This window comes from Variovorax sp. VaC1 (assembly GCF_043658315.1).
In the GTDB taxonomy this organism is placed as follows: domain Bacteria; phylum Pseudomonadota; class Gammaproteobacteria; order Burkholderiales; family Burkholderiaceae_C; genus Variovorax.
The window spans coordinates 161807-187055 of record NZ_JBIGLT010000005.1 but is presented as its reverse complement, the minus strand read 5'-3'; the positions used below and the strand labels follow the sequence as shown (position 1 = coordinate 187055).

General features: G+C 67.3%; 23 protein-coding genes. 10 read left to right on the top strand and 13 right to left on the bottom strand.

Going from position 1 to position 25249, the window contains the following annotated elements:
• Positions 1-4: 4 nt before the first annotated feature.
• Genes otnI through ACGLHS_RS20830 form a run of 3 tightly spaced genes read left to right on the top strand, consistent with a single transcriptional unit; the run spans position 5 to position 2498 of the window.
• Positions 5-823, top strand: coding sequence for a 2-oxo-tetronate isomerase (gene otnI / locus ACGLHS_RS20840; protein ID WP_394482827.1), 819 nt, complete (start codon positions 5-7; stop codon positions 821-823).
• Positions 805-2034: an amidohydrolase family protein gene (locus ACGLHS_RS20835; protein ID WP_394482825.1), complete on the top strand. Its 1230-nt coding sequence runs from the start codon at positions 805-807 to the stop codon at positions 2032-2034. The genes otnI and ACGLHS_RS20835 overlap by 19 nt, the downstream gene beginning before the upstream one ends.
• A complete protein-coding gene (locus ACGLHS_RS20830) occupies positions 2031-2498 on the top strand; it encodes a RidA family protein (protein ID WP_093242688.1) in 468 nt (155 codons plus the stop codon). The genes ACGLHS_RS20835 and ACGLHS_RS20830 overlap by 4 nt, the downstream gene beginning before the upstream one ends.
• On the opposite strand, the gene ACGLHS_RS20825 is transcribed toward ACGLHS_RS20830, so the two are convergent.
• From ACGLHS_RS20825 to ACGLHS_RS20770, 12 genes are all read right to left on the bottom strand, one after another.
• The gene (locus tag ACGLHS_RS20825) at positions 2491-3183 is read right to left on the bottom strand and encodes a TetR family transcriptional regulator C-terminal domain-containing protein (protein WP_394482822.1); all 693 of its coding nucleotides are present in this window, start codon (positions 3181-3183) and stop codon (positions 2491-2493) included. The two genes, ACGLHS_RS20830 and ACGLHS_RS20825, sit on opposite strands and share 8 nt — an antisense overlap.
• Positions 3180-4139: a PDR/VanB family oxidoreductase gene (locus tag ACGLHS_RS20820; protein ID WP_394482820.1), complete on the bottom strand. Its 960-nt coding sequence runs from the start codon at positions 4137-4139 to the stop codon at positions 3180-3182. Before ACGLHS_RS20820 ends, ACGLHS_RS20825 begins: the two co-directional genes overlap by 4 nt.
• Before the next feature lie 39 nt (positions 4140-4178).
• Positions 4179-4769: an NAD(P)H-dependent oxidoreductase gene (locus ACGLHS_RS20815; protein ID WP_394482818.1), complete on the bottom strand. Its 591-nt coding sequence runs from the start codon at positions 4767-4769 to the stop codon at positions 4179-4181.
• 159 nt (positions 4770-4928) lie between these two features.
• On the bottom strand, positions 4929-5969 hold the full coding sequence (locus tag ACGLHS_RS20810; protein ID WP_394482816.1) for an ABC transporter substrate-binding protein: 1041 nt from the start codon (positions 5967-5969) through the stop codon (positions 4929-4931).
• Between the two features lie 50 nt (positions 5970-6019).
• A complete protein-coding gene (locus ACGLHS_RS20805) occupies positions 6020-7417 on the bottom strand; it encodes an FAD-binding oxidoreductase (protein ID WP_394482814.1) in 1398 nt (465 codons plus the stop codon).
• 14 nt (positions 7418-7431) lie between these two features.
• The gene (locus tag ACGLHS_RS20800) at positions 7432-8322 is read right to left on the bottom strand and encodes an ABC transporter permease (protein WP_394482812.1); all 891 of its coding nucleotides are present in this window, start codon (positions 8320-8322) and stop codon (positions 7432-7434) included.
• Positions 8300-9094 carry an ABC transporter ATP-binding protein gene (locus tag ACGLHS_RS20795; protein ID WP_093242696.1) on the bottom strand — a complete coding sequence of 265 codons (795 nt, stop codon included), beginning with the start codon at positions 9092-9094 and terminating at the stop codon, positions 8300-8302. The genes ACGLHS_RS20800 and ACGLHS_RS20795 overlap by 23 nt, the downstream gene beginning before the upstream one ends.
• An 11-nt stretch (positions 9095-9105) precedes the next feature.
• Positions 9106-9927, bottom strand: a complete 822-nt coding sequence (locus tag ACGLHS_RS20790) for a creatininase family protein (protein WP_394482809.1) — start codon at positions 9925-9927, stop codon at positions 9106-9108.
• Between the two features lie 157 nt (positions 9928-10084).
• Complete coding sequence (locus tag ACGLHS_RS20785; protein WP_394482806.1) at positions 10085-12697, bottom strand: autotransporter outer membrane beta-barrel domain-containing protein; 2613 nt, start codon at positions 12695-12697, stop codon at positions 10085-10087.
• Between the two features lie 124 nt (positions 12698-12821).
• On the bottom strand, positions 12822-14447 hold the full coding sequence (locus tag ACGLHS_RS20780; protein WP_394482804.1) for an MFS transporter: 1626 nt from the start codon (positions 14445-14447) through the stop codon (positions 12822-12824).
• Between the two features lie 42 nt (positions 14448-14489).
• Positions 14490-15260: an amino acid ABC transporter permease gene (locus ACGLHS_RS20775; protein WP_093242704.1), complete on the bottom strand. Its 771-nt coding sequence runs from the start codon at positions 15258-15260 to the stop codon at positions 14490-14492.
• Positions 15261-15344: 84 nt separating this feature from the next.
• On the bottom strand, positions 15345-16109 hold the full coding sequence (locus ACGLHS_RS20770; protein ID WP_093242706.1) for a basic amino acid ABC transporter substrate-binding protein: 765 nt from the start codon (positions 16107-16109) through the stop codon (positions 15345-15347).
• 270 nt (positions 16110-16379) lie between these two features.
• Between ACGLHS_RS20770 and ACGLHS_RS20765 the strand changes: the two genes are divergently transcribed.
• The 5 genes from ACGLHS_RS20765 (at position 16380) to ACGLHS_RS20745 (ending at position 20284) form a co-directional block, all read left to right on the top strand.
• The gene (locus tag ACGLHS_RS20765) at positions 16380-17006 is read left to right on the top strand and encodes a hypothetical protein (protein ID WP_394482801.1); all 627 of its coding nucleotides are present in this window, start codon (positions 16380-16382) and stop codon (positions 17004-17006) included.
• An 11-nt stretch (positions 17007-17017) separates the two neighbouring features.
• Positions 17018-17560, top strand: coding sequence for an ATP/GTP-binding protein (locus tag ACGLHS_RS20760; protein ID WP_394482799.1), 543 nt, complete (start codon positions 17018-17020; stop codon positions 17558-17560).
• Positions 17557-17940 (top strand): roadblock/LC7 domain-containing protein, encoded by a 384-nt coding sequence (locus ACGLHS_RS20755; RefSeq protein ID WP_394482797.1) that lies wholly within the window; start codon positions 17557-17559, stop codon positions 17938-17940. The genes ACGLHS_RS20760 and ACGLHS_RS20755 overlap by 4 nt, the downstream gene beginning before the upstream one ends.
• A gap of 89 nt (positions 17941-18029) precedes the next feature.
• Positions 18030-18389, top strand: a complete 360-nt coding sequence (locus ACGLHS_RS20750; RefSeq protein WP_394482794.1) for a hypothetical protein — start codon at positions 18030-18032, stop codon at positions 18387-18389.
• 209 nt (positions 18390-18598) lie between these two features.
• On the top strand, positions 18599-20284 hold the full coding sequence (locus tag ACGLHS_RS20745; protein WP_394482792.1) for a M28 family metallopeptidase: 1686 nt from the start codon (positions 18599-18601) through the stop codon (positions 20282-20284).
• A 9-nt stretch (positions 20285-20293) separates the two neighbouring features.
• Here the strand turns inward: ACGLHS_RS20745 and ACGLHS_RS20740 are convergent, their stop codons facing one another.
• Positions 20294-20770, bottom strand: coding sequence for an Lrp/AsnC family transcriptional regulator (locus ACGLHS_RS20740; RefSeq protein ID WP_394482790.1), 477 nt, complete (start codon positions 20768-20770; stop codon positions 20294-20296).
• A 178-nt stretch (positions 20771-20948) separates the two neighbouring features.
• Here ACGLHS_RS20740 and ACGLHS_RS20735 point away from each other — a divergent pair, with 178 nt between their 5' ends.
• On the top strand, positions 20949-24557 hold the full coding sequence (locus ACGLHS_RS20735) for an indolepyruvate ferredoxin oxidoreductase family protein (protein WP_093242718.1): 3609 nt from the start codon (positions 20949-20951) through the stop codon (positions 24555-24557).
• Between the two features lie 283 nt (positions 24558-24840).
• Complete coding sequence (gene yajC, locus ACGLHS_RS20730; RefSeq protein WP_093242720.1) at positions 24841-25173, top strand: preprotein translocase subunit YajC; 333 nt, start codon at positions 24841-24843, stop codon at positions 25171-25173.
• Positions 25174-25249: the final 76 nt, after the last annotated feature.

Sequence of the window (25249 nt, the reverse complement as noted above, 5' to 3'; positions counted from 1 at the left end):
CCCCATGCCCCAATTCGCCGCCAACCTCTCGATGCTCTATCCGGAGCTCGCCTTCCTCGACCGCTTCGATGCTGCCGCGAAAGACGGCTTCCAGGGTGTCGAATACCTCTTTCCCTATGCGTTTCCGCAGAACGAAATCGTGGCCCGGCTGCAGGCCAACGGCCTGAAGCAGGTGCTGTTCAACGGCCCGCCCGGCGACTGGGACGGCGGCGACCGCGGCCTTGCCTGCCTGCCCGGCCGCGACGCCGAATTCCGCGAAGGCATTGCCAAGGCCATCGACTACGCCGTGGCGCTCGACTGCCCGCGCATCCACGTCATGGCCGGCCTCGTGCCCGAAGGCCTGGAGCGCGAAGCCGTGCAGGCGGTCTACCTCGACAACCTGCGCTGGGCCGCTACCGAAGCCGCCAAGGCCGGGTGTGACGTGCTGATCGAGCCGATCAACACGCGCGACATTCCGCGCTTCTTCCTCAACCGGCAAGACCACGCGCACGAGATCATCGAAGCGGTCGGCGCATCCAACCTCAAGGTGCAGATGGACCTGTACCACTGCCAGATCGTTGAAGGCGACGTGGCGATGAAGATCCGCAAGTACCTGCCGACCGGCCGCGTCGGCCACCTGCAGATCGCGGGCGTGCCCGAGCGCCACGAGCCCGACATCGGCGAGCAGAACTATCCCTACCTGTTCGATGTGATCGACGAGGTGTCGGCGCAGTGCGGCTGGCAGGGCTGGGTCGGCTGCGAGTACCGGCCCGCCCGAGGCTCCGAGCCCGGCGGCACCTCGGCCGGCCTCGGCTGGCTGCGCGCATGGCGACAGCGCGCATGAAGCTCGAAGCGCTGCGCATTCCGCTGCCCCTGCGAGGCTTCGACGCCGGCGACGCGCAGGTGTTCGACATCACGTTGGCAGACGGCAAGGTCGAATCGATCATCCCGAGCGCCGATCAAAAGCATGCGCGCGGCACCCTGCTGAGCGCACTGGTCGAAGCCCACGCGCACATCGACAAGAACTACACCGTGCAGGACGTGGGCGCAGCACAGGGCGACCTGTTCACCGCCGTCGACCGCATGAACAAACACCGCGACAGCTGGACCGGCGAGTCGCTGCGCCTGCGCATGACGCGCGCGCTGCAAGACGCGTGGCAGTCGGGCACGCGCGCACTGCGCACGCACATCGACTGGGTGCAGGCCGAGCCACCGGCCGCACTGCCCGTGTTCGAAGCGCTGCGCGAGGAATGGCACGGCCGCATCGAGCTGCAGTTCGTCTCGCTCACACCGCTCGATTTGTTCGCCGACCTCGCGGCCGGCGAACGCATCGCGCACGAGGTGCAGCGCGCAGGCGGCACGCTCGGTGCCTTCGTCTATCGCAACGACGGCATCGTGCACAAGCTCGGCCGCGTGTTCGACCTCGCACAGCAGCACGGGCTGGGCCTGGACTTCCATGTCGACGAAGGGCTCGACGTGGAGGCCAGCGGCCTGCGCAGCATCGCGCAACTGGTGCGGGCACGCGACTTCAAGGGCCGCGTGGTCTGCGGCCATGCCTGCTCGCTCGCGATGCATGACGACGCGGTCGCCAACGAAACGCTCGCGCTGTGCGCGGGCGCGGGCCTTCATCTGGTGGCGCTGCCGACCACCAACCTCTACCTGCAGGGCGCGTGGGACCGCACGCCGGTGGCGCGCGGCATCACGCGCATCCGCGAAGCGGCGGCATGGGGCTTGCGTGCGAGCCTGGCCACCGACAACGTGCAGGACGCCTTCTTCCCCTATGGCAGCTACGACCTTCTGGAGACCTTCGGCCTCGGCGTGCAGATGGCGCACCTGGCGCCGGCTGCCGACTGGCTCGACACCATCACCGTCAGCCCCGCGAAGGCGCTCGGGCTCGCATGGGACGGGCGCATCGCGCCGGGCTGCCCGGCCGATCTGGTGCTGCTCGCGGCCACCGACGAACACGAACTCATCGGTCCGCGCGGACGCCAACGCACCGTGATCCGCGCCGGCCGCATCCTCGAAGAACAAACGAATCCGGAGAAAACACCATGAGCATGGGCAAGCCGATGGCCAACTACGCGGCCGCGAAACGCGTGGGCGATTTCGTCTTCATGAGCGGCGTGGTCGCGGTCGACCCGGCCACGCGCCGCGCCGTCGCGGGCTACGACGCGATTCCCGAAGCCGCGCGCACGGCCCTGCAGGGCGTGGGCTACGCCACGGGCCAGATGTCGGTTGACGTGTTCGAGGCGCCCATCGTGGCGCAGAGCTGGTTCGTGCTGGAGCGCATCCGCCAGATCGCGGCCGAGCACGGCGGCACCATGGAAGACGTGGTGAAGCTGGTGCAGTACTTCCGCCACCTGCCGCACTACGCTTTCTACAACCGCGTGCGCGGCCTGTTCTATCCGGGCGAGCCGCCGGTGAGCACGGTGGTGGAGGTGTCGCGCTTCCTGCCGGGCGACGAGGTGCTCGTCGAAGTCGAGGCGACGATGTACCTGCCGCAGCGCGCGGCTACTTGACCCCCGCGCCCTTGAGCAAGAACTCCGTCACCTGCTCGATCAGGTAGCGCCGGTCTTTCTCGTCGCCCTGTTGCGCCACGTCGCGGTAGTACGCGGCCTGCGTGGCGTGGTCGGCATAGAACTGCGTCACGGCCCAGATGTGGAACAGCACCAGCATCGGGTCGGCCTTGTCCATCAGGCCCTGGTTCATCCAGTTCTGGATCACGGCGGCGGCCTGGTCGGTGCGCGCCTTGCTCGTGGTCATCATGCTGTTGATGACCGGCGCGCCGCGCATCATTTCGGCCGTGAAGATGCGCGAGCGCAGCGGGTGGTCGAACGAGAACACCATCTTGCGATGGATCAGGTCGCCCAGCACCTTGCGCGGGCCGAAGGCCTCGTCGCTGAAGCCGAACACCACGATCCAGTCGGTCAGGATGTCCTGCAGCACCTGCCGGTACAGCGCTTCCTTGCTTTCGATGTAGTAGTGCAGCTGCGCCTTCGACAGGCCGGCCTTGTCGGCGATGGCCTGCGTCGACGCACCGGCCAGCCCCTCGCTCGCGAACACCTCGATGGCAGCCTGGTTGATGAGGCCCAGCACCTGCGTGTACTTGCGCGAACGCCCGCGCGTGGCGGGGGCTTCGCTTTCGGCCTCGCGCTCGTCGATGCCGGTGTCGATGCCAGAGCCGATGATGGGCCGTGCGCTCACAGCTGCAGCACCAGTTCCTGGCCCTTGGCGCGCGAGCAGCACAGCGCCACGCGCGTCTTGCGCTCGCTGCCGGTGAGGCAGAAGTCGCGGTGCTCGGCGCCCTCGCCGTCGCCTTCGACCACGCAGGTGCCGCACAGGCCCTGCTGGCACGACACGGGGATGTCGATGCCGACTTCATGCAGCGCATCGACGGCCGTCTGGTCGGCCGCCACCGGCACGGTGATGCCGCGCCGCGCGAGCTTGAGCGTGAAGGGCAGGCCGGTGGTGGTGTTGGCGTCGGTCGGTGCCGCGAAGTACTCGGTGTGCAGCGCGTCTTCGGGCCAATGTGCAGCCGCGTCGCGCACCGCCTGCATGAAGCCGCCGGGGCCGCACACGTAGAGATGCGCGTTCGGCGCGCGCTCGGCGAGCAGCGCGCGCAGGTCGATGCGCTGCGAGGCATCGCCCTGGTCGAGGTGCAGCCGCAGGTGCGGTGCCAGCGCGGGCGCGCGCAGTGCATCGGCAAAGGCCAGGTGCTCCTCGCTGCGCGCGAACACGCACAGCGTGAAGTCCGCGCCGCGCGCCGCCAGCGCCTGGGCCATGGCCAGCAGCGGCGTCATGCCGATGCCGCCCGCCAGCAGCAGATGGTGCTTCGCCTCTTCGCGCAGCGGAAAGGTGTTGCGCGGCGTGCTGATGGGCAGCAGGTCGCCCTCGCGCACGCGCTCGTGCATCGAGGCCGAGCCGCCGCGGCTGCCGACTTCGCGCTTCACGCCGATCACGTAGGACGTGTTGCCCGACGGCGCGCGCGCCAGCGAGTACTGGCGCGAAAAGCCGCCGGGCATGTGCACGTCGATGTGCGCGCCGGCCTCGTAGGCCGGCAGCGGCCGGCCCCATGGATGGGCCAGCTCGAAGGCCAGGATTTCCGGCGTCTGCCGCGAGATGCGTTCGACGCGGACAGTGAGCGTGCGCTCGAGACTCATGGTGCGGGCCCTCTCTTCTTTCTGTTTGTTCGAAACGGCTCAGATGCTCTGCAGCTTGCGCGACACGCGCGCGATGAAATGGGTGCGGTCGTTTGCGGTGGCGGCGTTCATGTCGTGCAGCTGCAGCCACGTCACCTTGCAGCGCCATGCGAACAGCGCACGCAGCGCGCGCGTGAACAGCCGCCGGCCCGGGTCGCCGATCGCGAACACGAACCAGCGCGGCGAGCCGCCCGTGGTCACCACCGTCAGCCGCTGGATGTGCCGCATGCCCGACTTCGCGAGCTGCCCCTTGCGCTCGGCCGGCAGGAAGGCCACGCCCGGCAGCCACACCCGCTCCAGCCAGCCCTTGAGCATCGACGGTGGCCCATGGAACCAGGTGGGGTAGACGAACACCAGGTGCTCGGCCCACAGCAGCGCTTCGACGTGGGGTTTCACGCGTTCGCGGATCAGTTCGGGGTTGTCGAGGTAGGCGATGCGCTCCTCGCGGGTCAGCGTCGGATCGAAGCCTTCGGCATAAAGGTCGATGGCCTTGACGGCATGACGGGGTTCGAGCGCCTCGAGGGCGGCGCGGTAGAGCGCGTGGTTGAAGCTGTCAGGGTTCGGATGGCAGTGGACGACGAGCGTTTTCATGGTGAAGGGCCGGTTCGCCTATCGGCGAGACGGGGTCAGAGCCCAAGGAGCAAAAGGCCGCGCGTGCCTTATGGCAACCCAGGCGCCGGCATCTGACCCCGGCGCAAGCCCCGCGCGACCCACGGGAAAAACAATGCTTCTCTGGCTGGCCGGCGCTTCTTACTTGCCGGTGAGCTTCTTGCGGACGTCGACACCGACGCCCTTGTTCACGAACTGCGTGGTCACGACCTTCGAGAGGTCGATCTCGCCCGGCTTGTACAGGCCGGCCTTGACCATCTTGTCGTAGAAATCTTTCACGCGGGCTTCGTCCATGGCGCCGATGCCCCTGGTGAGCGAGTCGCCGCTGTCGACGATGCCCATCTTCTTCATCAGGTCGATCGAGCCCTGCAGCGCAACGGCGGTCGAGTCGGGGTTGGTCTTGGTGATGAGCTCGTTGGCGGCCTTGTTGTCGCCGTAGAGGTAGTTGTTCCAGCCGATGATCGAAGCCTCGACGAACTTGCGCACCGTCTCGGGCTTGGTCTTGATGAGGTCGGCGCGCGTCTCGATGGTGGTCGCGTAGGTCGAGAAGCCATGGTCGGCCAGCAGGTGCACCACCGGGTCGAAGCCGGCCTGCGCCTTGATGGACAGCGGCTCCGAGATGGCGTAACCCTGCTGGATCGACTTCTTGTCGGCCAGGAACGGACCGACGTTGAAGGTGTAGGGCTTGAGCTGCGAATCCTTGAAGCCGTGCTCGGACTTCATCCACTGCCAGAAGCTGAACTGGCCGTCCTTGCCGATGAAGGCCACGGGCGCCTTGGTCAGGTCCTTGAAGGTGTCGTAGCCCTGGCCGGGGTGCGCAAAGATCGCCTGCGGATCTTTCTGGAAGATGGCCGCGACCACCACCGTGGGCACGCCGTTCTTCACGTTGTCGAAGGACTGCAGCAGGTTGCCGGTCATCAAAAAGTCGACCTTGCCGGCCGGCAGCATCGGCCGGTTGTTGACCATCGGGCCGCCTTGCATGATCTCCACGTCGAGGCCGTACTTCTTGTAGGTGCCATCCACCAGCGCCTGGTAGAAGCCGCCGTGGCCGGCCTGCGCTTTCCAGTTGGTGGCGAACACCACTTTTTCCTGCGCCTGCGTGGCGAAGGCGGCGCCCATGAGGGCCAGGCCGAGGGCAAGGCCGCTGTAGAGCGGGCGGGTCTGGAAGGCGGGGATGCGCATGGGGACGGGCTCCTGGTTGGATTCTTCGAAGGACGTGAAGGCTAAACGGTTCAGCGGTCGCGGGCCATGTGGGATTCCCAGCCCCGCGTCTTGCCGGGGTTCATCAGACCCATCGGGTCGCTGCGCTTCTTGAAATCGATCTGCTGCGTGTCGATGGTCTTCATGCCGCCGTCCTCGATGGTCACGACGTGCGGGTTGAAGATCTTGCAGCCGCCCTGCGACTCGATCTCGCGGATCAGCTCGTACTGGTGGGCCTCGCCCTTCCAGCGCACCAGCAGGATGCCGAAGGTGCCGCACTCGCCGCCGGCGCGTGCGAAGTCCTGGTGCTGCAGCACGTCGTCGCCGAAGATTTCGAGATGGCGCTCGACCACCGACGGATCGAAAGGCTGGGCGTAGGCCACCTGCAGGTAGGTCCAGCCACGGTCGGCCTTCAGCGCCTGCAGCGTCGTGTGGTTGAACGCGCATTCATAAGCGGGTGGCAGGCCATCGGCGAGCAATTCGGCCTCGGTGCCGGCCACGGAGATCGTGCCGCCGTGGGCTTGTGCAAGCGCACGGAAGTCGGCCATCGAATCGGGCGAGACCATGGTGAACACCGCATGCCGGTCCGGCGGAAAGCGGTCGCGCATGGCCGTGTAGTAGGGCGAGAAGCGCGCCTCGACTGTCGACAGCAAAAAGATGTCGAGCGTGGGCGCCTGTGCCGCAATGCCGAAGTCGAGCGCGCCGCGGTAGGTGTCGAACAACACCGTGCAGTGCACCCATTCGACGGCCGGGCTCAGTGCCACTTCGACGTCGAGGATCACGCCGTTGGTGCCGTAGGCATGGTGCACCTGCTGGATCTCGTCGCCCTGCAGCTCGATGACGCGCGGCTCGCGCTCCACCGTCATCACGCGCGCGCGCAGCAGGTTGCCGGGGTCGCGCAGGATGCCGTGGCGAAACGAGCCGATGCCGCCGAAGCCGCCCGCGATGAAACCACCGATGCTGGCCACGTGCCAGGTCGAGGGCCACATGCGCAGCGCCTGTCCGGTCTCACGCGCGGCGAGGTCGATGTCGTGCATTCGCGCACCGGCGTCGACGCGCATGCGGCCTTCGCCGATGTCGAGCACGCGGCACATCTGCGTCACGTCGAGCACGATGCCGCCTTCGAGCGGCACGCACTGGCCGTAGTTGCCGGTGCCACCGGCGCGCACGGTCAGCGGCAGCTTCCACTTCGCGGCCACGGCCGCTGCCTGGCGCACGTCGTCCTCGGTGCTGACCTTGACGACGAGGTCGGCCACGCAGCCCGCGAGCTGCGCGGTGAGGATGGGGCTGTACCAGTAGAAGTCTTTCGACAGCTGTTTGCGCTGGTTGGGCGCGGTGATCAGGTTCAGGCCGTGCAGTTCGCGGCGCACCGCGTCCCAGTCGACGGCGGCGTGCGTGGCCGGTTGTTCGGTCATGGTGATGGCGTCCATCGCAACGGGCTCAATCAACGCTCGCGGCGCATTTCGCTTTCGTGCCAGTGGCCCAGCACCAGGCGCGACAGGGCGGCGAACACGATGAAGATCACGATGCCCAGCAACGACACCAGCAGCAGCGCGGCGAACATCATCGGGATCTCGGTGCGGAAGCTCGATTCGAGAATGCGCGAGGCCAATCCCGTTTCCTTGCCGGCCGTACCGGCGGTGAACTCGGCCACCACCGCGCCGATCAGGCTCAGGCCACCCGCGATCTTCAGGCCCGCCATGAAGTACGGCAGCGCGCTGGGTGCGAGCAGGTAGCGGAAGGTCTGCCAGGGCGAGGCCTTGTAGAGCTGGAACAGGTCGCGCAGGTTGCTGTCGGCGCTCTTCAATCCGATGACGGTGTTCGACAGGATGGGGAAGAAGGCCACGATCCACGCGCACAGCAGCAGCGCGGCTGTTGTGCTCGACACGTAGATCAGGATCAGCGGCGCGATCGCGATGATGGGCGTCACCTGCAGGATCACGGCAATGGGGAACAGCCCGATCTCGACCCACTTGAACAGCGCGAACGCGATCGCCAGCAGCACGCCGCCGACGATGGCCGCGGTGAGCGCGAGCAGCGTGAGCTTGACGGTGAACCACAGCGCGCTCGACAGCGAATCCCAGTTGTCGAACAGCGTGCGAAGAATGAGCGAGGGCGCGGGCAGGATGTAGTGCGGGATGTTGTTGGCGCGCACCGTCCATTCCCAGATCAGCAGCAGCGCCAGGACGATGCCCGCCGGCACGACGATGCGCAGCATCGACTCGCGGCGGCGCAGCCGGTCTTCGTGCGCGCGCAGCATGTCGGCGGACGGGGTGGCTTCGTCGGTCGTGTGGTCCATGGGCATCACGGGTTCAATGGTCGATGTCGAGGCCATGCAGGGCTCCGTGCAAGGATTGCGAGACAGCCGTGCAATGCGCGTTGTAGCGGCTCGAGGTGCGGAACTCTTCGCCGCGCGGGTACGGCTCGTCGATGCGGATCTCATCGATCACGCGGCCGGGGCGCGCCGCCATCACGACGATGCGGTTCGACAGGTACACCGACTCGTACACGCTGTGCGTGACGAACACGATCGAAAAACGATGCTCGCGCCAGATGGCCAGCAGGTCGTTGTTGAGCTTGATGCGCGTCATTTCGTCGAGCGCGGCGAAGGGCTCGTCCATGAGCAGCAGGCGCGGGTGCGTGACCAGCGCGCGCGCGATCGACACGCGCATCTTCATGCCGCCCGACAGCTCGCGCGGATAGACGTCGGCAAAGCGCGAGAGGCCGACCAGCTCCAGCACCTGCTGCACCACCGGCGCGGCCTCGTCGCGGCTCATGCCCGCGAGCTTGAGCGGCAGCCAGACGTTGTCGAACACCTTGGTCCAGGGCATGAGCGTCGGTTCCTGGAACACGAAGCCCAGGTCGCGGTCGCTTTGTGTCTTGCCGGTGTTGGCGCCCGACCATTTCATCTCGCCTGAGCTGAGCCGGGTGAGCCCGGCGACCAACCGCAGCGCGGTGCTCTTGCCGCAGCCCGAGGGGCCGAGGAAGCTGATGAAGTCGTGCTCGCCGATGTCGAGCGTCATGCCCTGCAGGGCGAGCGTGCCGTTGGCAAAGCGCTTGCTGACGTTGCGCAGGCTGACCAGGGGGGGGGTCTGGGTGCTGTCCATGGCGTGCGAGCCTAGCGCCAGGCGGGGACGTTGGCGAGCCGTTCGAGCGGGAAGCGGTCGACCTCCTGCAGCAGCTCGACGAAGCGGCGGCCCACGTGGTCGAGCACCGCGGCGCCCTTCTCGGCGGTGGCGCGCGTGGCGTCGCCGGCGGCGCCCGCGGGGTTGATGTCGTGCATCTGCCAGCCGAGCTTGCCGCTGGGGGTGATCGAGAGGAACTTGTTCTCGGCGGCCAGTTGCTCCGTCATGGAGCTGAAGTTCTGGAACTGGTCGCGGCGCACGTAGTCGGGCGTTAGGTGCAGCATCACCGAGCTTTCGAGGTCGCCGGCGTGGATGCCATGCTTGCCTTCGTGCGCGGTGAACAGGCCCTCGGGCAGGCCCAGCGTGTACCAGTTGGCGGCCACGACCATCATGTCGTGCTCTTCGCGCAGGTCGCGCGCCACGATGTCCATCACGCTCATCTGGCCGCCGTGGCTGTTGTAGAGCACCAGCTTGCGCACGCCGGCCTTGGCGACGCAGGCGCCGATGTCTTTCCACAGCGAGATCAGCGTGTTGGCCGACACGGTGAGCGTGCCGGGGTAGCGCGAATGCTCGTTGCTCTTGCCGTAGGGCACGGTGGGCAGGAAGAGCACCGGCAGGTCGTCGGGCAGGTACGGGAGCGTGGCGCGCACCATGCCGTCGATGGTGGCGGTGTCGGTCGACATCGGCAGATGGGGACCGTGCTGCTCGGTGGCGCCCACCGGCAACACGGCGATGAGCCGTTCGCGGTCGAGACGGGAGAACTCTTCGCTGGTCAGGTCGGACCAGAAACGGCTGCGCAGGGGGACCGGATTCATCGTGGCAAACCTCTTGACGGCGGGTTGGATAGTCTAAATTATCCATGTGGTCAAAAAAGATGACCTAGCAATTACCCGGGTTGCCTCGTAAAGACGAAGTAACAACCCCTCAAATCAGATCGACCGGTTCAATGACAGTGAGGGCGACGGCGGTGCATCACCAGCGCACCCGCATGCCCAACTGCCCCTGCACCCCGGTCTGTTGGGTGCGGCCGATGGCGCTGGTGTAGGCCAGGCCGCCATACACCGCGAGCGTCTTGTTCACCTGCCCGACCACGCCGGCGCCGACTTCGAGCGCGCTGGCGCCACGGCCGTTGGCGACCTGGTCGGTGGGCCCGAAGAAGATCACGTTGTCGCCGCTGAAGATGTGCCAGAGGTTGGCCTTGAGGTAAGGCTTCCAGGTGCCGCCGCCGGCGCTGAAGCTGCCTTCGAGCCGCGCGCCCACGCGGGCGGTGACGGCGTTGTCGCGCCGGAAGCGCACGGCCGAAATGCCGTCGTCGAAGCCGTCGATCGAGCTGCGCTGCCAGATCAGCTGCGCCTGCGGTTGCAAGGTGACGTTGTCGCTCAGCGCCAGCGGATAGCCCGCTTCGAGCGAGGCCGTGACCGAGGTGCCGTGCGGACGGCCGCCGCGTCCGAGCGTGGAGAGCGCGTCGGCCCTGAAGCGGGTGGCCATGAGCACGGCGTCGCTGTACCAGCCGTTGCTGGCCACGCGGGTCCAGTACGCGCCCAGGCTGTAGCCCTCGACGCTCAGGTGGCCGGAGGCGCCGTTGGTGTTGCCGTCCACCACGCCGCTGGTGTCGCCGCTGGCGCGGGTGTAGCCGCCGAGCACGCCGGCGCGGTTGCGTCCGCCCGAGCCGTCGGTGGCAATCAGGAAGTCGTGCCCGAGCTGCAGGCCGGAGATGCGGCCGTCGAACTGCGGGTCGGCATCGCCGCGCAGGCGCTGCCGCGTGCTTTCGCCGAACACGCGGCCCCACGAGGCCTGCGAGCCTTCGTCGTTGGCAAGCAGTTGCTGGTCGCCCTGCCGGTCATGGAAGCTGCCGAGCTGCGCAAGCCCGAGGCGGCGCACCACCAGCGGAATGCTGCTGTACAGCGCCACTTCGGGCCGGTAGAGCTTGACCGGCTCGAACGACGGCGGCGGCGTGCCGGGTGTCGGCGGATGGGTCTCCAGTTCGTCGATGACCTCGGTGACCGTGCCCACCACGTTGCCGTCGACCACGTAGCCGCTGTTGCGCAGGTACCAGTTGTCCGGGTTGTTGCCCGCCGCGCCGCCGCGGAACAGGTGGTAGTTGTAGGCGCCGGCCTCGACCGCCTGTGTCAGCGAAAAAGCGTTGGCGGCGGTGGTGCCGCCGTTGACCGTCTGCACCACCAGGATGCCGTCGGCCAGCGTGGGTGCGCCCAGCCCGCCGCGGTTGACGACGCGCAGGCCGGTGCCGCCCGAGGCCGCGCCGCCGTCGATCACCAGCTTGTCCGACGGCGCGTTGTCGCCGGCCAGCACGGTGTTGACCTGCACCAGCGCACCGCTGCCGCCGAAGTAGTTGCCGCGCACCGTGAAGGCGCCGAAGTTGACGCCGTCGTTGGGGCCGGGCAGCAAGGTGCCCTGGTTCGTCACGTTGCCCGCGAAGGTGCCGGTGCCGGCGACCGTGGCGCCGGGGAGCACGGCGATGCTGGGGCTGGTCAGCGTCGCGGGCAGGTCGAAGCGGCCCGACTGGATGCTGATCGAGTTCGAGAAGCTCGCGTCGGTCTGCCACGACCACGCGGTGCCGCGCATCGTGAGGTTCTGGAAATTGCGGAAGGCGTTGTCGACGGTGCCGTTGCCTTCGAGAAAAGTGTCGCTGCTCGCGTTGCCGCCATCGGCCGCGCCCTTGATGACCGAGCCGGTCTGCAGGATCAGCGTGCCGGTGCCGCCGCCGCCCATCAGGATCGCGCCGTCGTTCGCGGTGCCGCCGTGGCCTTCGATGGTGCCGGCATTGATCAGCGTGTCGTTGCCGTTCTGCCCGCGATAGCCGTAGTCGTTGGCGCTGGAGAGCAGGCCGCCGGCCCGGTTCTCGACCTGCGAGAAGAAGCTCGCGCTGAGCGTGTTCACGTGCACCGCGCTCGCGAAGCCGCCCGTGGCCGAGGTGTTGGCGCCCGTGGCGCGGATGGCGCCGGTGTTGATCAGCAGGTTGGCGACACCGTTGCCGCCCTGCAGGTAGACGCCCTTGCTCGCGGTACCGCTGACGTCGATGGTGCCGCTGTTCATCACGGTGTTGCCCGGCCCCAGCGTGGAAATGCCGTGCGAGCGGCCACCTGTGGTGGTGATGCTGCCGGTATTCGTCAGCAGCGTGCGGGTGCTGCTGTTCGATGTCACCAGCATGCCCACGGTGCCCACGCTCGTGGTGCTGATGGTGCCGTTGTTGGTCTGTGTGTTGTCGTTGCCCGTGGAAACCATCGCGCCGCGCCCACCGCCCGAGCCGCCCGACATCGTGATCGTCCCGTTGTTGGTGATGCTGCTGCTGTCTTGCACGAGCAAGGCCTGGGTGGCATTGGTGCTCAGCGTGGCGCCGTTGTTCACCGTGATGCTGACGCCCGTGCTGCCCGGCACCGCGATCACGCTGGGCGAGCCGGTGGTGGTGCCGTCGCAGACCACCGTGTCGCCGGTGCCGGGCGTGGAGGTGGGGTTGCAGGCCGCATGCGCGCCGCCGCCGGCCAGCGCGGCAAGCACGGCCGCGAGAGATGACACAAGGGGAATCGGGATGTGGCGCGGAAATCGATGCGGTCGCTCGATGTGCATGCGTGCTCCTCGTTGTTTCTTGTGCCGGCCCGCAGGCCGGAGATGCCGGGTCATTTGGCACCATTAACAATCAACAAACAATTACGGCGCCCGCCACCGTTGCGGCGGCGAGACGCCGCAGGGCTCAGCGCCGCACCACGTAGCGCGTGATCACCGGCGACGACTCGCCCAGGTGGAAGGCCAGCCGCCGCTCGCGCAGCGCCATGTCGGAGGCGGTGGCGCGGTTGAAGCGGCGCAGGTGGTCGGTCCACGATTCATCGACGATCTGCTCCACGTAGCGCGCCGGCTGCGAGATGTCGTGCAGCAGTTCCCAGCCGATGGCGCCCTGGCTCAGGCGCGCGCGGCGCGTCTGCTGCATGACGAGGTGGAAGGCGGCGGCACGGGCCGGCTCGATGAGGTACTCGACCGTAATCACCACCCGGCCTTCTTCCTGCGGTGCCTCGGCCGGCGGACCGGCGGCCCAACCGGCTTCGGCTGGGCTGGTGTCGTCTTCGCCGCTCACATCGGTCACCCAGCGCAGGGCTGCGAGCATCAGCAGCGTGCCGCTGATGGCGCCGATGACCAGGCTCAGTTGCAGCGACGTCACCGTGGCCACCTGCCCCCAGAGCGCCGCGCCGATCGCGCTCGCGCCCATGATGGCCATCTGGTACATCGACATGCCGCGCGCCCGCACCCAGTCGGGCAATGCAAGCTGGGCCGACACCGAGAGCGAATTGGCCACCGTGATCCACGCCATGCCGCCGAAGAACATCGCCGGCACCGCCACCCAGGCGTTGGGCGCGTAGGCCATCACTGCCGTGGCACCCGACTGCAGCAGCGCCCCGCGCAGCACCAGCTGATCGCGCCCCATCGCCTGGCGCAGCCGGGGCAGGAACAGTACCGCGATGATCGCGCCCGAGCCCATGGCCGCCAGCAGCAGCGTGAAGGTGCCGGCGCCGCCGCCCTGCAGGTCGCGCGCCAGCAGCGGCAGCAGCGCCAGCAGGGCCGTGGAGTGGAAGAAGAAGATCGACACGCGCACCAGCACCGCGCGCATGCGCTGCGACTGCCGCACGAACTGCACGCCCACGCGCATCGCGCTGATGAGCTTTTCGCGGCCCAGCGGATTGGGCGTGTGCGCGCGCCGCCAGCGCAGCACCACGAAGCCCGAGGCGACCGACAGCACCGCGTTGAGCGCAAACACCCACACCGTGCCGGCGCTGGCGATCAGCACGCCGGCCGTGAGCGGGCCGACGATGCGCGAGGCGTTCATCGCGATGCCGTTCAGGCCCAGCGCGGCTGGCAACTGCGGCCGCGGCACCAGCTCGGGCACGATGGCCGCGAACACCGGCCAGCGCAGCGCCAGCCCGATGCCGTTGGCGAAGGTGAGCGCCAGCAGCAGCGGCGCGGTCATCAGGTCGAGCATCAGAGCCGCGCACAGCACGATGGCAGTGCCGGCCAGCCAGAACTGCGTGGCCACCAGCCAGCGCCTGCGGTCGAGGATGTCGGCCAGCGCGCCGCTGGGCAGGCCGAGAAGGAACACCGGCAAGGTGGAGGCCGACTGCACCAGCGCCACCCAGATCGGCGAGGTGGTGAGCGAGGTCATCATCCACGCCGCCGCCACATCGTTCATCCACATGCAGATGTTGGCGATGAGCCAGGTGCTCCACAGCATGCGGAACACGGGGAGCTTCAGGGGCTCGAGGGCGGCGAGCTTCGAGGGCTGCGGCCGCGCGGGCGGAATCGGTGTCTCTTCGGGGGATATGGGCGGCATGTGGCGCTATTGTGGCGCGGCCCTTTTTCCTCTCACACCCTGTCAGCCGCGGTCGCTGCGCGCAAGGCGGATTTCAAGGCGGCGCAGCATCGTCGTCAGCACCAGCGTCATGACCCAGTAGATGACCGAGATCGCCAGGTACGGCTCCCAGTAGCGCGCATAGGCACCCGCCACCGTGCGTGCCGCATAGGCCAGCTCGGCCAGGCCGATGGCGGACACCAGCGAGGTGTCTTTCAGCAGCGCGATCGCGTTGTTGCCCAGTGGCGGCAGCATGCGGCGGAAGGCCTGCGGCAGCACCACGTAGCGCATCACCTGCGCGGGCGAGAAGCCGAGCGAGCGGCCGGCATCGAACTGCCCGCGCGAGATCGACTGGATGCCGGCGCGGAACACCTCGGAGATGTACGCCGCCGAGTTGAGCGTGAGCGCCACCACGCCCGAGATGAGCGCGCCATGCTCCTGCTTGAGCGTGCGCGCGAGTTCGCCGTCGATGATCAGGCCCGAGGTCGGGTGAATGAACACCGGCATCACCGCGAAGTGGATCAACAGGATCTGCACGAACAGCGGCGTGCCGCGAAAGAAGCTCACGTACACCGTGGCCGGCCAGCGCAGGAAGACGCGCGCGACCCAGGTCCAGGGCGCATGGCGCGGCTGCGCCAGCCGCGCGAGCGCCAGGCACAGGCCCCAGCTCGAACCCAGCAGCACGCACACCACCGTCATGCGCAGCGTCATCCATGCGCCTTGCCAGAACAGGTCCTTGTATTCGACCAGGATGTCCCATCGAAACCATCCGAAAAGCAGGATCGGTTGTTCCATATTCATCGCCTTCGCGTCATCACTCTGAAAAAACAAACGGCCGCTTCGTGGGCGGCCGTGATCGGGTCACAGGTGCCGTGCGGCTCAGCGCACGTTCGGGTCCTTGTTGAACCACTTCTTGTAGATCGTCACGTAGCTGCCGTCGGCGCGAATGGCGGCCAGGCCGGCGCTGAGCTTGTCGAGCAGGGCCTTGTCGCCCTTCTTCACGACGATGCCGAAGCCCTCTTCGGGGAAGGACTTGTCGTCGATGGTCTTCAGCTCGGGGTTCTGCGCCACGCGGTAGGCGATCACGCCGTTGTCGCCCATGGCGGCATCGACGCCGCCACCGGCCAGCTCGGAAATGATGAGCGGCGTGCTCTCGAAGCGGCGGATGTCGGGGTTGGTCTTGCCGAACTCGCGCGAGGCGATGTCGTCGGCGGTGGAGGCGCTGACCACGGCGATCTTCTTGCCGGCCAGGTCCTTCAGCGAGGCGACCTTGCTGTTCTTCGGCAGCGCGATCAACTGGCGGGCCGCGAAGTAGGGCGGCGTGAAGTCGTAGCTTTGCTTGCGCTTGTCGTTGATGGTCACGCCCGAGATCACCAGGTCGACGTCGCCGTTGTTCAGCGCGCCGAAGATGCCGGTGAAGGGCGTGTTGACGATCTTGATCTTCAGGCCCTGCTGCTTGGCGATGGCATTGATGATGTCGATGTCGAAGCCGACGATCTGCTTGTCCTTGTTCTCGAAGGCGAAGGGCGCGTAGGTGGCGCTCGAAGCCACGGTGAGTTCCCGGTTCTGGGCCTGGGCACCTGGCGTGAAGGCCGCGCTGGTGGCCAGAAGAACGAGCGACAGGGCGCGCCAGATGCGGTTCATGGGGTTATCTCCGGGAAGTGGTGGCTAAGGCCGCCCAAAAAGGGCAAAGGAGCGGGATTTTAGGCTCCCCGGCCATGGCCGCCTCTCACATCCCGGTGGCTCCTGTGCCGCATCCGTGCGGTGCGGCATGCGGATGTTGTGGATTTCTTCTCGGTGCGCGTCCGAATTTCAAGTAACGATTGAACACGCAAGTCACATTTCATCATTTGTCAGTCGATAGCGTTAACAATCGCCAGCGGTTGTTAAAAATAAGTGTTCAGGGAAGAAGGTATGCCACTCGTTTTGGGCGTCATGGGGCTCCCTCAGGTTGAGGTCGAGCTCCTGAGGATCATCGTCCGCCTCAGCTCCAATCTCCGCTCGCTCTGGACCGTCAGCGAATCGCAGCCCTGCGATCTGCTGCTGGTCGACGGCGACTCGCTGGCCGCCGAGCGGCAGGCACCGCCGGCCCGCTTCGTGGTGCCGATGGTGGCCCGGGGCGAGGTCACCACGGCGCGCAGCGCGCTCGCGCGCCCCATCTATGCGGAAGAGCTGGTCGACCTGCTCAACCGGGTCTCGCCGAAAGTGCCTCAGGGCGATGCGGTACGTGCCGCAGCGAGATCGATTCGCGCACGCGCCTCGCTGCTGCGCTGGCCATCGCAGGTGACCCTGCAGCGCCATCCGGCCTATGTACGGCTCGCGGCGGCCCTGTCCCGGAGCGCACAGTCGGCCGAAAGCCTCGGTGCGCTGGGCCGTGTCGATGTCGAGGTGTGCAGCACCTTCCTGGGCCTGCTGGAAGAAGAAGGCGCCCTGGCCTGGACCGAAGAAACCCGCGAGCCCCGCGCATCTGCCGGCACCGCTGCGGGCCACGAGAAGCGGGGACTGCTCTCGCGCATCCGCCGACGCCTCGGGCTGGCCTGAGAAGGCGCGACATGAGGGACTACAAGCTCGTCTTCACGGGGCCGATGGGCGTGGGCAAGACCACGGCCATCGCCGCCATCAGCGAAACCGCGCCGATCAGCACCGAGGTCGCCAATGCGGACACCTCGGTCGCCAAGGCCACCACCACGGTCGGCCTGGACTTCGGTCAGGTCACCCTGGACAACGGCGACCGGTTGCGCCTGTACGGCACGCCGGGGCAGGCCCGCTTCGATTTCGTGTGGAAGATCCTGGTGCGCGATGCGCTGGGCCTCGCGATCCTGATCGACAACAGCCGGCCCGATCCGTTGGCCGATCTGGCGGTCTACCTCGACGGCTTCGCCGGCGCGCTCGAAAAAATGCCGTGCACGCTCGGCGTGAGCCGCCTGCCCACGCACCCGTCGCCCACGCTCGACGACTACGCGCACGCCCTGGCGCAGCGCGGGCTTGTGCTGCCGATGCTCGCGGTGGACCCGCGCCGCAAGGACGACGTGATCGCGCTGATCGAAACGCTGCTGATGCAGATCGAGGTGCTCGACGAGGAGGTCGCCCCATGAGGATTCCCCATGCCATCAAGCAGCGCGCTGGGGATGAAGCCCGGCGAATGCTCGACGAGACGACCGGCGTTGCTTCCGTGGTGATCGCCACGCCCGACGGCTTCGAGATCGCCAGCGCCAATCTGCGCGACTTCCAGCCTTCGCGCATCGCCGCGATGGCCAGTTCGATTTCCGCCATGGGTGCCGTCGTGTCGCAAGAGGCACGGCTGGGCCGCTGCACCTGCATCACCGTTGCCACCGACAAGGGCTTTGCGCTTGTCAGCCCGGTACGCAATGGCGAAACGGAACTGGTGGTGAACGTCATCGCCGACGCCGGCGCCGTGCTCGCGCAGGTGATGTACCGGACCGCCGCCTGCGTGCGGGCGCTCGAAGCGCCCTGATCGGCCCACCGAATCAGCGGCGGGGACGGGTTGCATGCGACGCCTCCGCTTCATCCTTTCATTCGCATGATCTACAGGACAACTTCAACATGGCTTCGATCCAGAGCAACCTCGAAAATCTCCTGACCGCTGACGGCGCCCTGTGCGCGGCCGTGGTCGACTCTTCCAGCGGCATGATGCTGGGCTCCGCCGGGACCGGTGTCGACCTCGAAGTGGCTGCCGCCGGCAACACCGAAGTGATGCGCGCCAAGCTCAAGACGATGCGCGCCCTCGGCCTGAACGACGCCATCGAGGACATCCTGATCACCCTCGGCAAGCAATACCACCTGCTGCGCCCGATGGCACGGCACGAGGGCGTGTTCATCTACTTCGTGCTGGACAAGGCCAAGTCGAACCTGGCTCTGGCCCGCCGCAAGCTGCAGGACGTCGAGAAGGACATGACCTTCTGAGCGAAGACGCAAGCTTCCGTCCGCCCTCCGCCCACGGACGGATCGCCGGGCCGGCTCCCTCGCGGGGCCGGCCTTTTTTCTTTATGGGTTCCTTTGGGTTCCTGCGGATGCGCGGGCTAACTAAGGTTCTCCGGGCGGAACGAAGGGCATCGGAGAACGGCCCGGGCCCGATGGCTAGCATCCGGGGCTTCCCTGTTCAGGAGCCTTGCATGACGATCTTCCGGCTTGCTTCACTTCTTTGTGGCATCGGCCTCGCATGGAGCGCCACGGGCGCGCAGGCGGCCGATCCGCCGGCGCCGCGCTTCGATCCGCAGCGCCTGTCGCAGATCGTGAAGACCGTCTCGGGCGACGACTTCGAAGGCCGTGCCCCGGCCACGCCGGCCGAGGGCAAGACAGTCGACTACCTCGTGGCGCAGTTCAAGGCCGCGGGCCTCGTGCCCGGTGGCGACCTCGAAGGCGGCAAGCGCGGCTGGACGCAGGCCGTGCCGCTGGTGAAGACCGAATTTCGCGGCACGCCGCAGATCACGCTTCAGGTGGGCTCGCAGCGCGATGCGCTGGTGCAGGGCGAGCAGATCGCGGTGCGCGCGGCGCTCGACGGCTCGACCTCGGTGGCGATCCAGCAGGCACCGCTGGTCTTCGTGGGCTATGGCGTGAGCGCGCCCGAGCGGCGCTGGGACGACTACAAGGGCGTCGACCTGAAGGGCAAGATCGCCGTGGTGCTGGTGAACGACCCCGACTTCGAAGCAGGAGAGGGCGTCAGCGGCGACTTCGGCGGCAAGGCCATGACCTACTACGGCCGCTGGACCTACAAGTTCGAGGAGGCCGCGCGCCGGGGTGCGCTGGGCGTGCTGATCGTGCACGAGACCGCGCCGGCCGCCTATGGCTGGGCCACGGTGAAGAACTCCAACACCGCGACCATGTTCGACATCGAGCGCGATCAGCCTGTGGCGGTGCACCCGAAGCTCGAGGCCTGGATCCAGCGCGACGTGGCGGTCGACCTGCTGCGCCGCGCGGGGCTGGATTTCGAGGCGCAGAAGAAGCTGGCGCAAACGCGCGAGTTCCAGCCCCAGGTGCTCAAGGACGCGAGCCTGTCGGCCGAGTACGCGATCGACCGTCAGGTGATCGTCTCGAAGAACGTGGTGGGCCGCGTCGAAGGCCGCAAGCACCCTGGCGAGACGGTGATCTACAGCGCCCACTGGGACCACCTGGGCGTGGGCGCGCCCGATGCGAAGGGCGACAAGATCTACAACGGCGCGGTCGACAACGGCACCGGCCTTGCCGCGCTGATCGAGATGGGCCGCGCCTTTGCCAGCGCGCCGAAGAAGCCCGAACGGTCGGTCGTCTTCCTGGCCGTGACGGCCGAGGAGCGCGGCCTGCTGGGCTCCGAGTACTACGGCGCCAAGCCGCTGTATCCATTGGCCAAGACCGTGGCCGTCATCAACATGGACGCGCTCAGCCCCGAAGGCCCGGCGCGCAACTTCAGCACCTCGGGCAGCGCTGCTTCGCAGTTGCAGGACCTGCTGGTCGCGCAGGCCAAGGGCTTCGGCCTGGCCTACGCGCCCGACCCGCACCCCGAGGCCGGCCATTTCTTCCGCTCCGACCATTTCTCGTTCGCCAAGCGCGGCGTGCCGGCGCTGTCGTTCGCCTCGGGCAACGACTGGGTGGCGGGCGGCCTTGCGGCCGGCGAAGCCGCCAGCAAGGCCTACACCGCCGACCGCTACCACCAACCGGCCGACGAATGGCAGGCCGACTGGTCCTTCACCGGCATGGCGCACGATCTGCCGTTGCTCTACCGCGTGGGCGAGACGCTGGCCAACAGCCGGCGTTGGCCAGAGTGGGGCGCGGGATCGGAATTCGGCGCCATTCGCGAGGCGAGCCGCGGCGAGCGGCGTTGAGCGAGCGCCCTAGACCGCCAGGTGCCCCAGCGGCAGCGCGCTGCTGGCCTTGACCTCGCCCAGTGAGAAGCTGGTGTGCAGGTCTTTCACGTTCGGCAGGTTCATCAGGTGCTGCCGCGCGAAGGCCGAAAAGCCGTTCAGGTCCTGCGCCACCACCTGCAGCTCGAAGGTGCCGGTGCCGCTGATGTAGTGGCAGGCCACCACCTCGGGCATCTTGCGGATCGCGTCTTCCAGCTTGCGCGTCGCCTCGTTGGTGACGCGCTCGGTGTCCACGCGCACGAAAGCGAGCACGCCGAGCCCTATCTTGTGGCGATCGATCTCGGCGCGGTAGCCCTTGATGAAGCCGGCTTCTTCGAGCGCGCGCACCCGGCGCCAGCAGGGCGCGGCCGAGAGGCCCACGCGCTGCGCAAGCTCGGCGTTGGTGAGGCGGCCGTCGGCCTGCAGTTCTTGCAGGATCAAGAGGTCGAACTTGTCAATGCTTTCCATGGGCATCGATATTAAGCAAGATTCTTTCTGGAAGCGGGTTTTCCGGGGCAAAGAACGCAAACACCTGTCGCGGACCCCGGCATACACTTTGCGTGATCATGGGCTCGCGCCCTACCGGGCACAGACCCACACCCCATCAGCCAGGCTCAAAAGGCCCTGCCATACGGAGACAGACAACATGAACGCCCCGCTGCCCGAGCACATTCGCCGCGCGCTAGAAACCGTCACGCTCGACGACAAGTACTCCCTCGATTACGGCCGCGCCTTCATGAGCGGCGTGCAGGCGCTGGTGAAGCTGCCCATGCTTCAACAGTTGCGCGACAAGCAGGCCGGCAAGAACACCGCCGGCTTCATCAGCGGCTACCGCGGCTCTCCGCTCGGCGGCTACGATCAGGCGCTGTGGAAGGCCAGCAAGTTCCTCAAGGAACAGAACATCGTCTTCCAGCCGGGCGTGAACGAAGAGCTGGCGGCCACCGCGCTCTGGGGCACCCAGCAACTGGGCTTCTCGCCGCAGGGCACCAACAAGTTCGACGGCGTCTTCGGCATCTGGTACGGCAAGGGCCCGGGCGTGGACCGCTGCTCCGACGTCTTCAAGCACGCCAACATGGCGGGCACCACCGAATTCGGCGGCGTGATCGCAGTGGCCGGCGACGACCACATCTCCAAGAGCTCGACCGCCGCCCACCAGAGCGACCACATCTTCAAGGCCTGCGGCACGCCGGTGTTCTTCCCGACGAGCGTGCAGGAAATCCTGGACCTGGGCATCCACGCATTCGCCATGAGCCGCTTCTCGGGCGTGTGGTCGGGTATGAAGACGATCCAGGAGATCGTCGAGTCGAGCGCCACGGCCATGATCGACCCCGAGCGCGTCGAGATCGTCATTCCCACCGACTTCGAAATGCCGCCCGGCGGCCTGCACATCCGCTGGCCCGACCATGCGCTGGAGCAGGAAGCCCGGCTCATGCACTACAAGTGGTACGCCGCGCTGGCCTACATCCGCGCCAACCGGCTGAACCACAACGTCATTCAAGGCCCGAACGACCGCTTCGGCATCATGGCCAGCGGCAAGGCCTTCAACGACACGCGCCAGGCGCTGCTCGACCTGGGCCTGGACGACGCGGCCTGCCGCCAGCTCGGCATCCGCCTGCACAAGGTGGGCGTGGTGTGGCCGCTCGAAGCGCAGCTCACGCGCGAATTCGCGACCGGCCTGCAAGAGATCCTGGTGGTCGAAGAAAAGCGCCAGGTCATCGAATACCAGCTCAAGGAAGAGCTCTACAACTGGCGCTCGGACGTGCGGCCCAACGTGGTCGGCAAGTTCGACGAGGGCGAGGTACACGCGGCCGAGGGCTACTCGGGCGGCGAATGGTCGATGCCCAACCCGACGGCCCACACGCTGCTGCGCGCCAACGCCGACCTGAACCCCGCGCTGATCGCCAAGGCCATCGCCGGCCGTCTGAAGAAGACCGGCCTGCTGGCCGCTGCAGGCGCCGACATGACAGCGCGCATCGAAGCGCAGCTCGCCATCCTCGAAGCCAAGGAGCGTTCGATGGTGGTGCAGCAGGCCTCCACCAGCGTGGCCGACGCCACGCGCCAGCCGTGGTTCTGCTCGGGCTGCCCGCACAACACCAGCACCGTGGTGCCCGAAGGTTCGCGCGCGATGGGCGGCATCGGCTGCCACTTCATGGCGACCTGGATGGACCGCTCCACCATCGGCTTCACGCAGATGGGCGGCGAGGGCGTGCCGTGGGTGGGCCAGCAGCCCTTCACGACCGACCAGCACATCTTCGCGAACCTGGGCGACGGCACGTACTTCCACAGCGGCTTGCTCGCGATTCGCCAGAGCATCGCGGCCGGCGTGAACATCACCTACAAGGTTCTCTACAACGACGCGGTCGCCATGACCGGCGGGCAACAGGTCGGCGAGCGGCCCGAAGGCCACTCGGTGCTGCAGATTGCCGAGAGCCTGCATGCCGAGGGCACCAAGAAGGTCGTGATCGTCACCGACGAGCCCGAGAAGTACGAGGGCGTGAACGTCCCCGGCGACCACGTGCAGGTCAAGCACCGCGACCTGCTCGACGAGATCCAGCGCGAATTTCGCAAGATCCCGGGCACCACGGCCATCATCTATGACCAGACCTGCGCGACCGAGAAGCGCCGCCGCCGCAAGCGGGGCACGGCCGTCGATCCGGCCAAGCGCGTGGTCATCAACGAGCTGGTGTGCGAAGGCTGCGGCGACTGCAGCGTGCAGAGCAACTGCCTCTCGGTGGAGCCGCTGGAAACCGAATTCGGCCGCAAGCGCACCATCAACCAGAGCAGCTGCAACAAGGACATGAGCTGCCTGAAGGGCTTCTGCCCGAGCTTCGTGTCGGTCGAGGGCGGCCAGCTCAAGAAGAAGGGCAAGAACAAGGCGGCCACGCCGGCCGAGTTCGGCCTGCTGCCCGAGCCGGCGATTCCGTCGCTGGACGGCGGCAAGGTCTGGGGCGTGGTGGTGGCGGGCGTCGGCGGCACCGGCGTCATCACCATCGGCCAGCTGCTCGGCATGGCCGCGCACATCGAGGCCAAGGGCATCGTCACGCAGGATGCGGCGGGCCTTGCGCAAAAGGGCGGCGCCACCTGGAGCCACGTGCTGATCGGCGACACGCAGGACGACATCCGCACCACGCGCGTCGGCACCGCGGCGGCCGACCTGATCCTGGCCTGCGATCCGCTGGTCACGATCAACGGCGAGACCATGGCGCGCATGCGCGAAGGGCGCACGCACGTGGCGCTCAACAGCCACAGTTCGCCCACCGCCGCTTTCGTGCGCAATGCCAACTGGCAGAACCCCGAAGACGCCTGTGCCGCCGAGATCGCGCGCGCCGTGGGCATCGACGGCATGGGCACCTTCGACGCCGATGCCGCCGCCACCACGCTGATGGGCGACAGCATCTACGTCAACCCGATGATCCTGGGCTACGCCTGGCAGAAGGGCTGGATTCCGCTGGCGCACGAGTCGCTGATGCGCGCCATCGAGCTGAATGCCGTGGCCGTCGAGAACAACAAGACCGCCTTCGAGTGGGGCCGCCAGGCGGCCGTGCGCCCCGAGGAGCTGCAAAAGCGCGTGCGCCCGGGCCAGGTCATCGAGTTCAAGAAGCGCGAGACGGTCGAGGCCATCGTGGCGCGCCGCGCCGAATTCCTGACCGGCTACCAGAACGCCGCCTACGCCGAGCAGTACAAGCAGTTCGTCGGCAAGGTGCAGCAGGCCGAATCGGCGCTGGGCAAGACGGCTTTGACCGAAACGGTGGCCCGCTACCTGTTCAAGCTGATGGCCTACAAGGACGAGTACGAAGTCGCGCGCCTGCACACCGACCGGACTTTCCTGGACCGCGTCGAAGGCATGTTCGAGGGCGACTACAAGCTCAACTACCACCTGGCGCCGCCGCTCATGGCCAAGAAGAACGCCAAGGGCCAGCTGCAGAAGCAGAAGTTCGGCCCCTGGATGCTCACGGGCTTCAGGTTCCTTGCGAAGCTGAAGGGCGTGCGCGGCACGGCGCTCGACATCTTCGGCCGCACCGAGGAGCGCAAGACCGAGCGCGCGCTGATCGGCGAGTACCGCGCCAGCATCGAGGAAGTGATCGGCGCCCTGCGTGCCGACAACCACGCCCTGGCGCTGGAAATCGCCGGGCTGCCCGAGCAGATCCGGGGCTATGGCCACGTCAAGGAGCGCAACCTCGCGGCGGCGCGCACCCGTTGGAGCGAACTGCTGGCCAAGTGGCGCAACCCGCAGGCGCAGCGCGCGGCGGCCTGATTTTCGGAGCCGTTCCATTCGCAAAGGGCGCCCTGTGGGCGCCTTTTGCTATTGAAAGCGTAGCAATTCAGTCGGGCGCCGAATGGCCGGAAAGCCCTCCTCACCCCGCCGGATAAGCGCGTGGAGGCGTCACCAGCCCCGAATACAATGCCCGGTGCTGTGCGCGGCCAAGTCCCGCCACGCTTTGATTTGCGGCCCGCTTTCCTTGTGGCCGCGAAGAGATGGAACGACGGGCCCCGGTCCGCGCTCCTCTCGATTTCTCTTCCCTCTGCTGGAGACTCTCTTGTTCATTTCCTCTGCTTTCGCCCAGACCGCGCCCGCAGCCGCCGGCGGCGGTGACATGTTGTCCTCGCTCGGCAGCATGCTGCCCCTGGTGCTGATGTTCGTGGTGCTGTATTTCGTCATGATCCGCCCGCAAATGAAGCGCCAGAAGGAAGCGCGCGCCATGATCGAGGCGCTGGCCAAGGGTGACGAAGTCGCCACCGCCGGCGGCGTGCTCGGCAAGATCACCTCGCTGGGCGACCAGTACCTGGGCCTCGAAATCGCCAACGGCGTCGAGATCAAGGTGCAGCGCAGTGCTGTGGTTCAGGTGCTGCCCAAGGGCGCCGTCAAATAAAAGCGTGAGCTGATCCTTGCGCTTTGCGGCGTGAGGCCTCAAGTCACGCCGTGACTCCATCTCTGAAAAGTTTGTG

What these genes read in the sequence shown, in the direction of transcription:
- otnI (WP_394482827.1), top strand. Translation starts at nt 5, where the DNA reads ATGCCCCAATTCGCCGCCAACCTCTCGATGCTCTATCCGGAGCTCGCC.
- ACGLHS_RS20835 (WP_394482825.1), top strand. Translation starts at nt 805, where the DNA reads ATGGCGACAGCGCGCATGAAGCTCGAAGCGCTGCGCATTCCGCTGCCC.
- ACGLHS_RS20830 (WP_093242688.1), top strand. Translation starts at nt 2,031, where the DNA reads ATGAGCATGGGCAAGCCGATGGCCAACTACGCGGCCGCGAAACGCGTG.
- ACGLHS_RS20820 (WP_394482820.1), bottom strand. Translation starts at nt 4,139, where the DNA reads ATGAGTCTCGAGCGCACGCTCACTGTCCGCGTCGAACGCATCTCGCGG.
- ACGLHS_RS20815 (WP_394482818.1), bottom strand. Translation starts at nt 4,769, where the DNA reads ATGAAAACGCTCGTCGTCCACTGCCATCCGAACCCTGACAGCTTCAAC.
- ACGLHS_RS20810 (WP_394482816.1), bottom strand. Translation starts at nt 5,969, where the DNA reads ATGCGCATCCCCGCCTTCCAGACCCGCCCGCTCTACAGCGGCCTTGCC.
- ACGLHS_RS20805 (WP_394482814.1), bottom strand. Translation starts at nt 7,417, where the DNA reads ATGGACGCCATCACCATGACCGAACAACCGGCCACGCACGCCGCCGTC.
- ACGLHS_RS20800 (WP_394482812.1), bottom strand. Translation starts at nt 8,322, where the DNA reads ATGGCCTCGACATCGACCATTGAACCCGTGATGCCCATGGACCACACG.
- ACGLHS_RS20795 (WP_093242696.1), bottom strand. Translation starts at nt 9,094, where the DNA reads ATGGACAGCACCCAGACCCCCCCCCTGGTCAGCCTGCGCAACGTCAGC.
- ACGLHS_RS20790 (WP_394482809.1), bottom strand. Translation starts at nt 9,927, where the DNA reads ATGAATCCGGTCCCCCTGCGCAGCCGTTTCTGGTCCGACCTGACCAGC.
- ACGLHS_RS20785 (WP_394482806.1), bottom strand. Translation starts at nt 12,697, where the DNA reads ATGCACATCGAGCGACCGCATCGATTTCCGCGCCACATCCCGATTCCC.
- ACGLHS_RS20780 (WP_394482804.1), bottom strand. Translation starts at nt 14,447, where the DNA reads ATGCCGCCCATATCCCCCGAAGAGACACCGATTCCGCCCGCGCGGCCG.
- ACGLHS_RS20775 (WP_093242704.1), bottom strand. Translation starts at nt 15,260, where the DNA reads ATGGAACAACCGATCCTGCTTTTCGGATGGTTTCGATGGGACATCCTG.
- ACGLHS_RS20770 (WP_093242706.1), bottom strand. Translation starts at nt 16,109, where the DNA reads ATGAACCGCATCTGGCGCGCCCTGTCGCTCGTTCTTCTGGCCACCAGC.
- ACGLHS_RS20765 (WP_394482801.1), top strand. Translation starts at nt 16,380, where the DNA reads ATGCCACTCGTTTTGGGCGTCATGGGGCTCCCTCAGGTTGAGGTCGAG.
- ACGLHS_RS20760 (WP_394482799.1), top strand. Translation starts at nt 17,018, where the DNA reads ATGAGGGACTACAAGCTCGTCTTCACGGGGCCGATGGGCGTGGGCAAG.
- ACGLHS_RS20755 (WP_394482797.1), top strand. Translation starts at nt 17,557, where the DNA reads ATGAGGATTCCCCATGCCATCAAGCAGCGCGCTGGGGATGAAGCCCGG.
- ACGLHS_RS20750 (WP_394482794.1), top strand. Translation starts at nt 18,030, where the DNA reads ATGGCTTCGATCCAGAGCAACCTCGAAAATCTCCTGACCGCTGACGGC.
- ACGLHS_RS20745 (WP_394482792.1), top strand. Translation starts at nt 18,599, where the DNA reads ATGACGATCTTCCGGCTTGCTTCACTTCTTTGTGGCATCGGCCTCGCA.
- ACGLHS_RS20740 (WP_394482790.1), bottom strand. Translation starts at nt 20,770, where the DNA reads ATGGAAAGCATTGACAAGTTCGACCTCTTGATCCTGCAAGAACTGCAG.
- ACGLHS_RS20735 (WP_093242718.1), top strand. Translation starts at nt 20,949, where the DNA reads ATGAACGCCCCGCTGCCCGAGCACATTCGCCGCGCGCTAGAAACCGTC.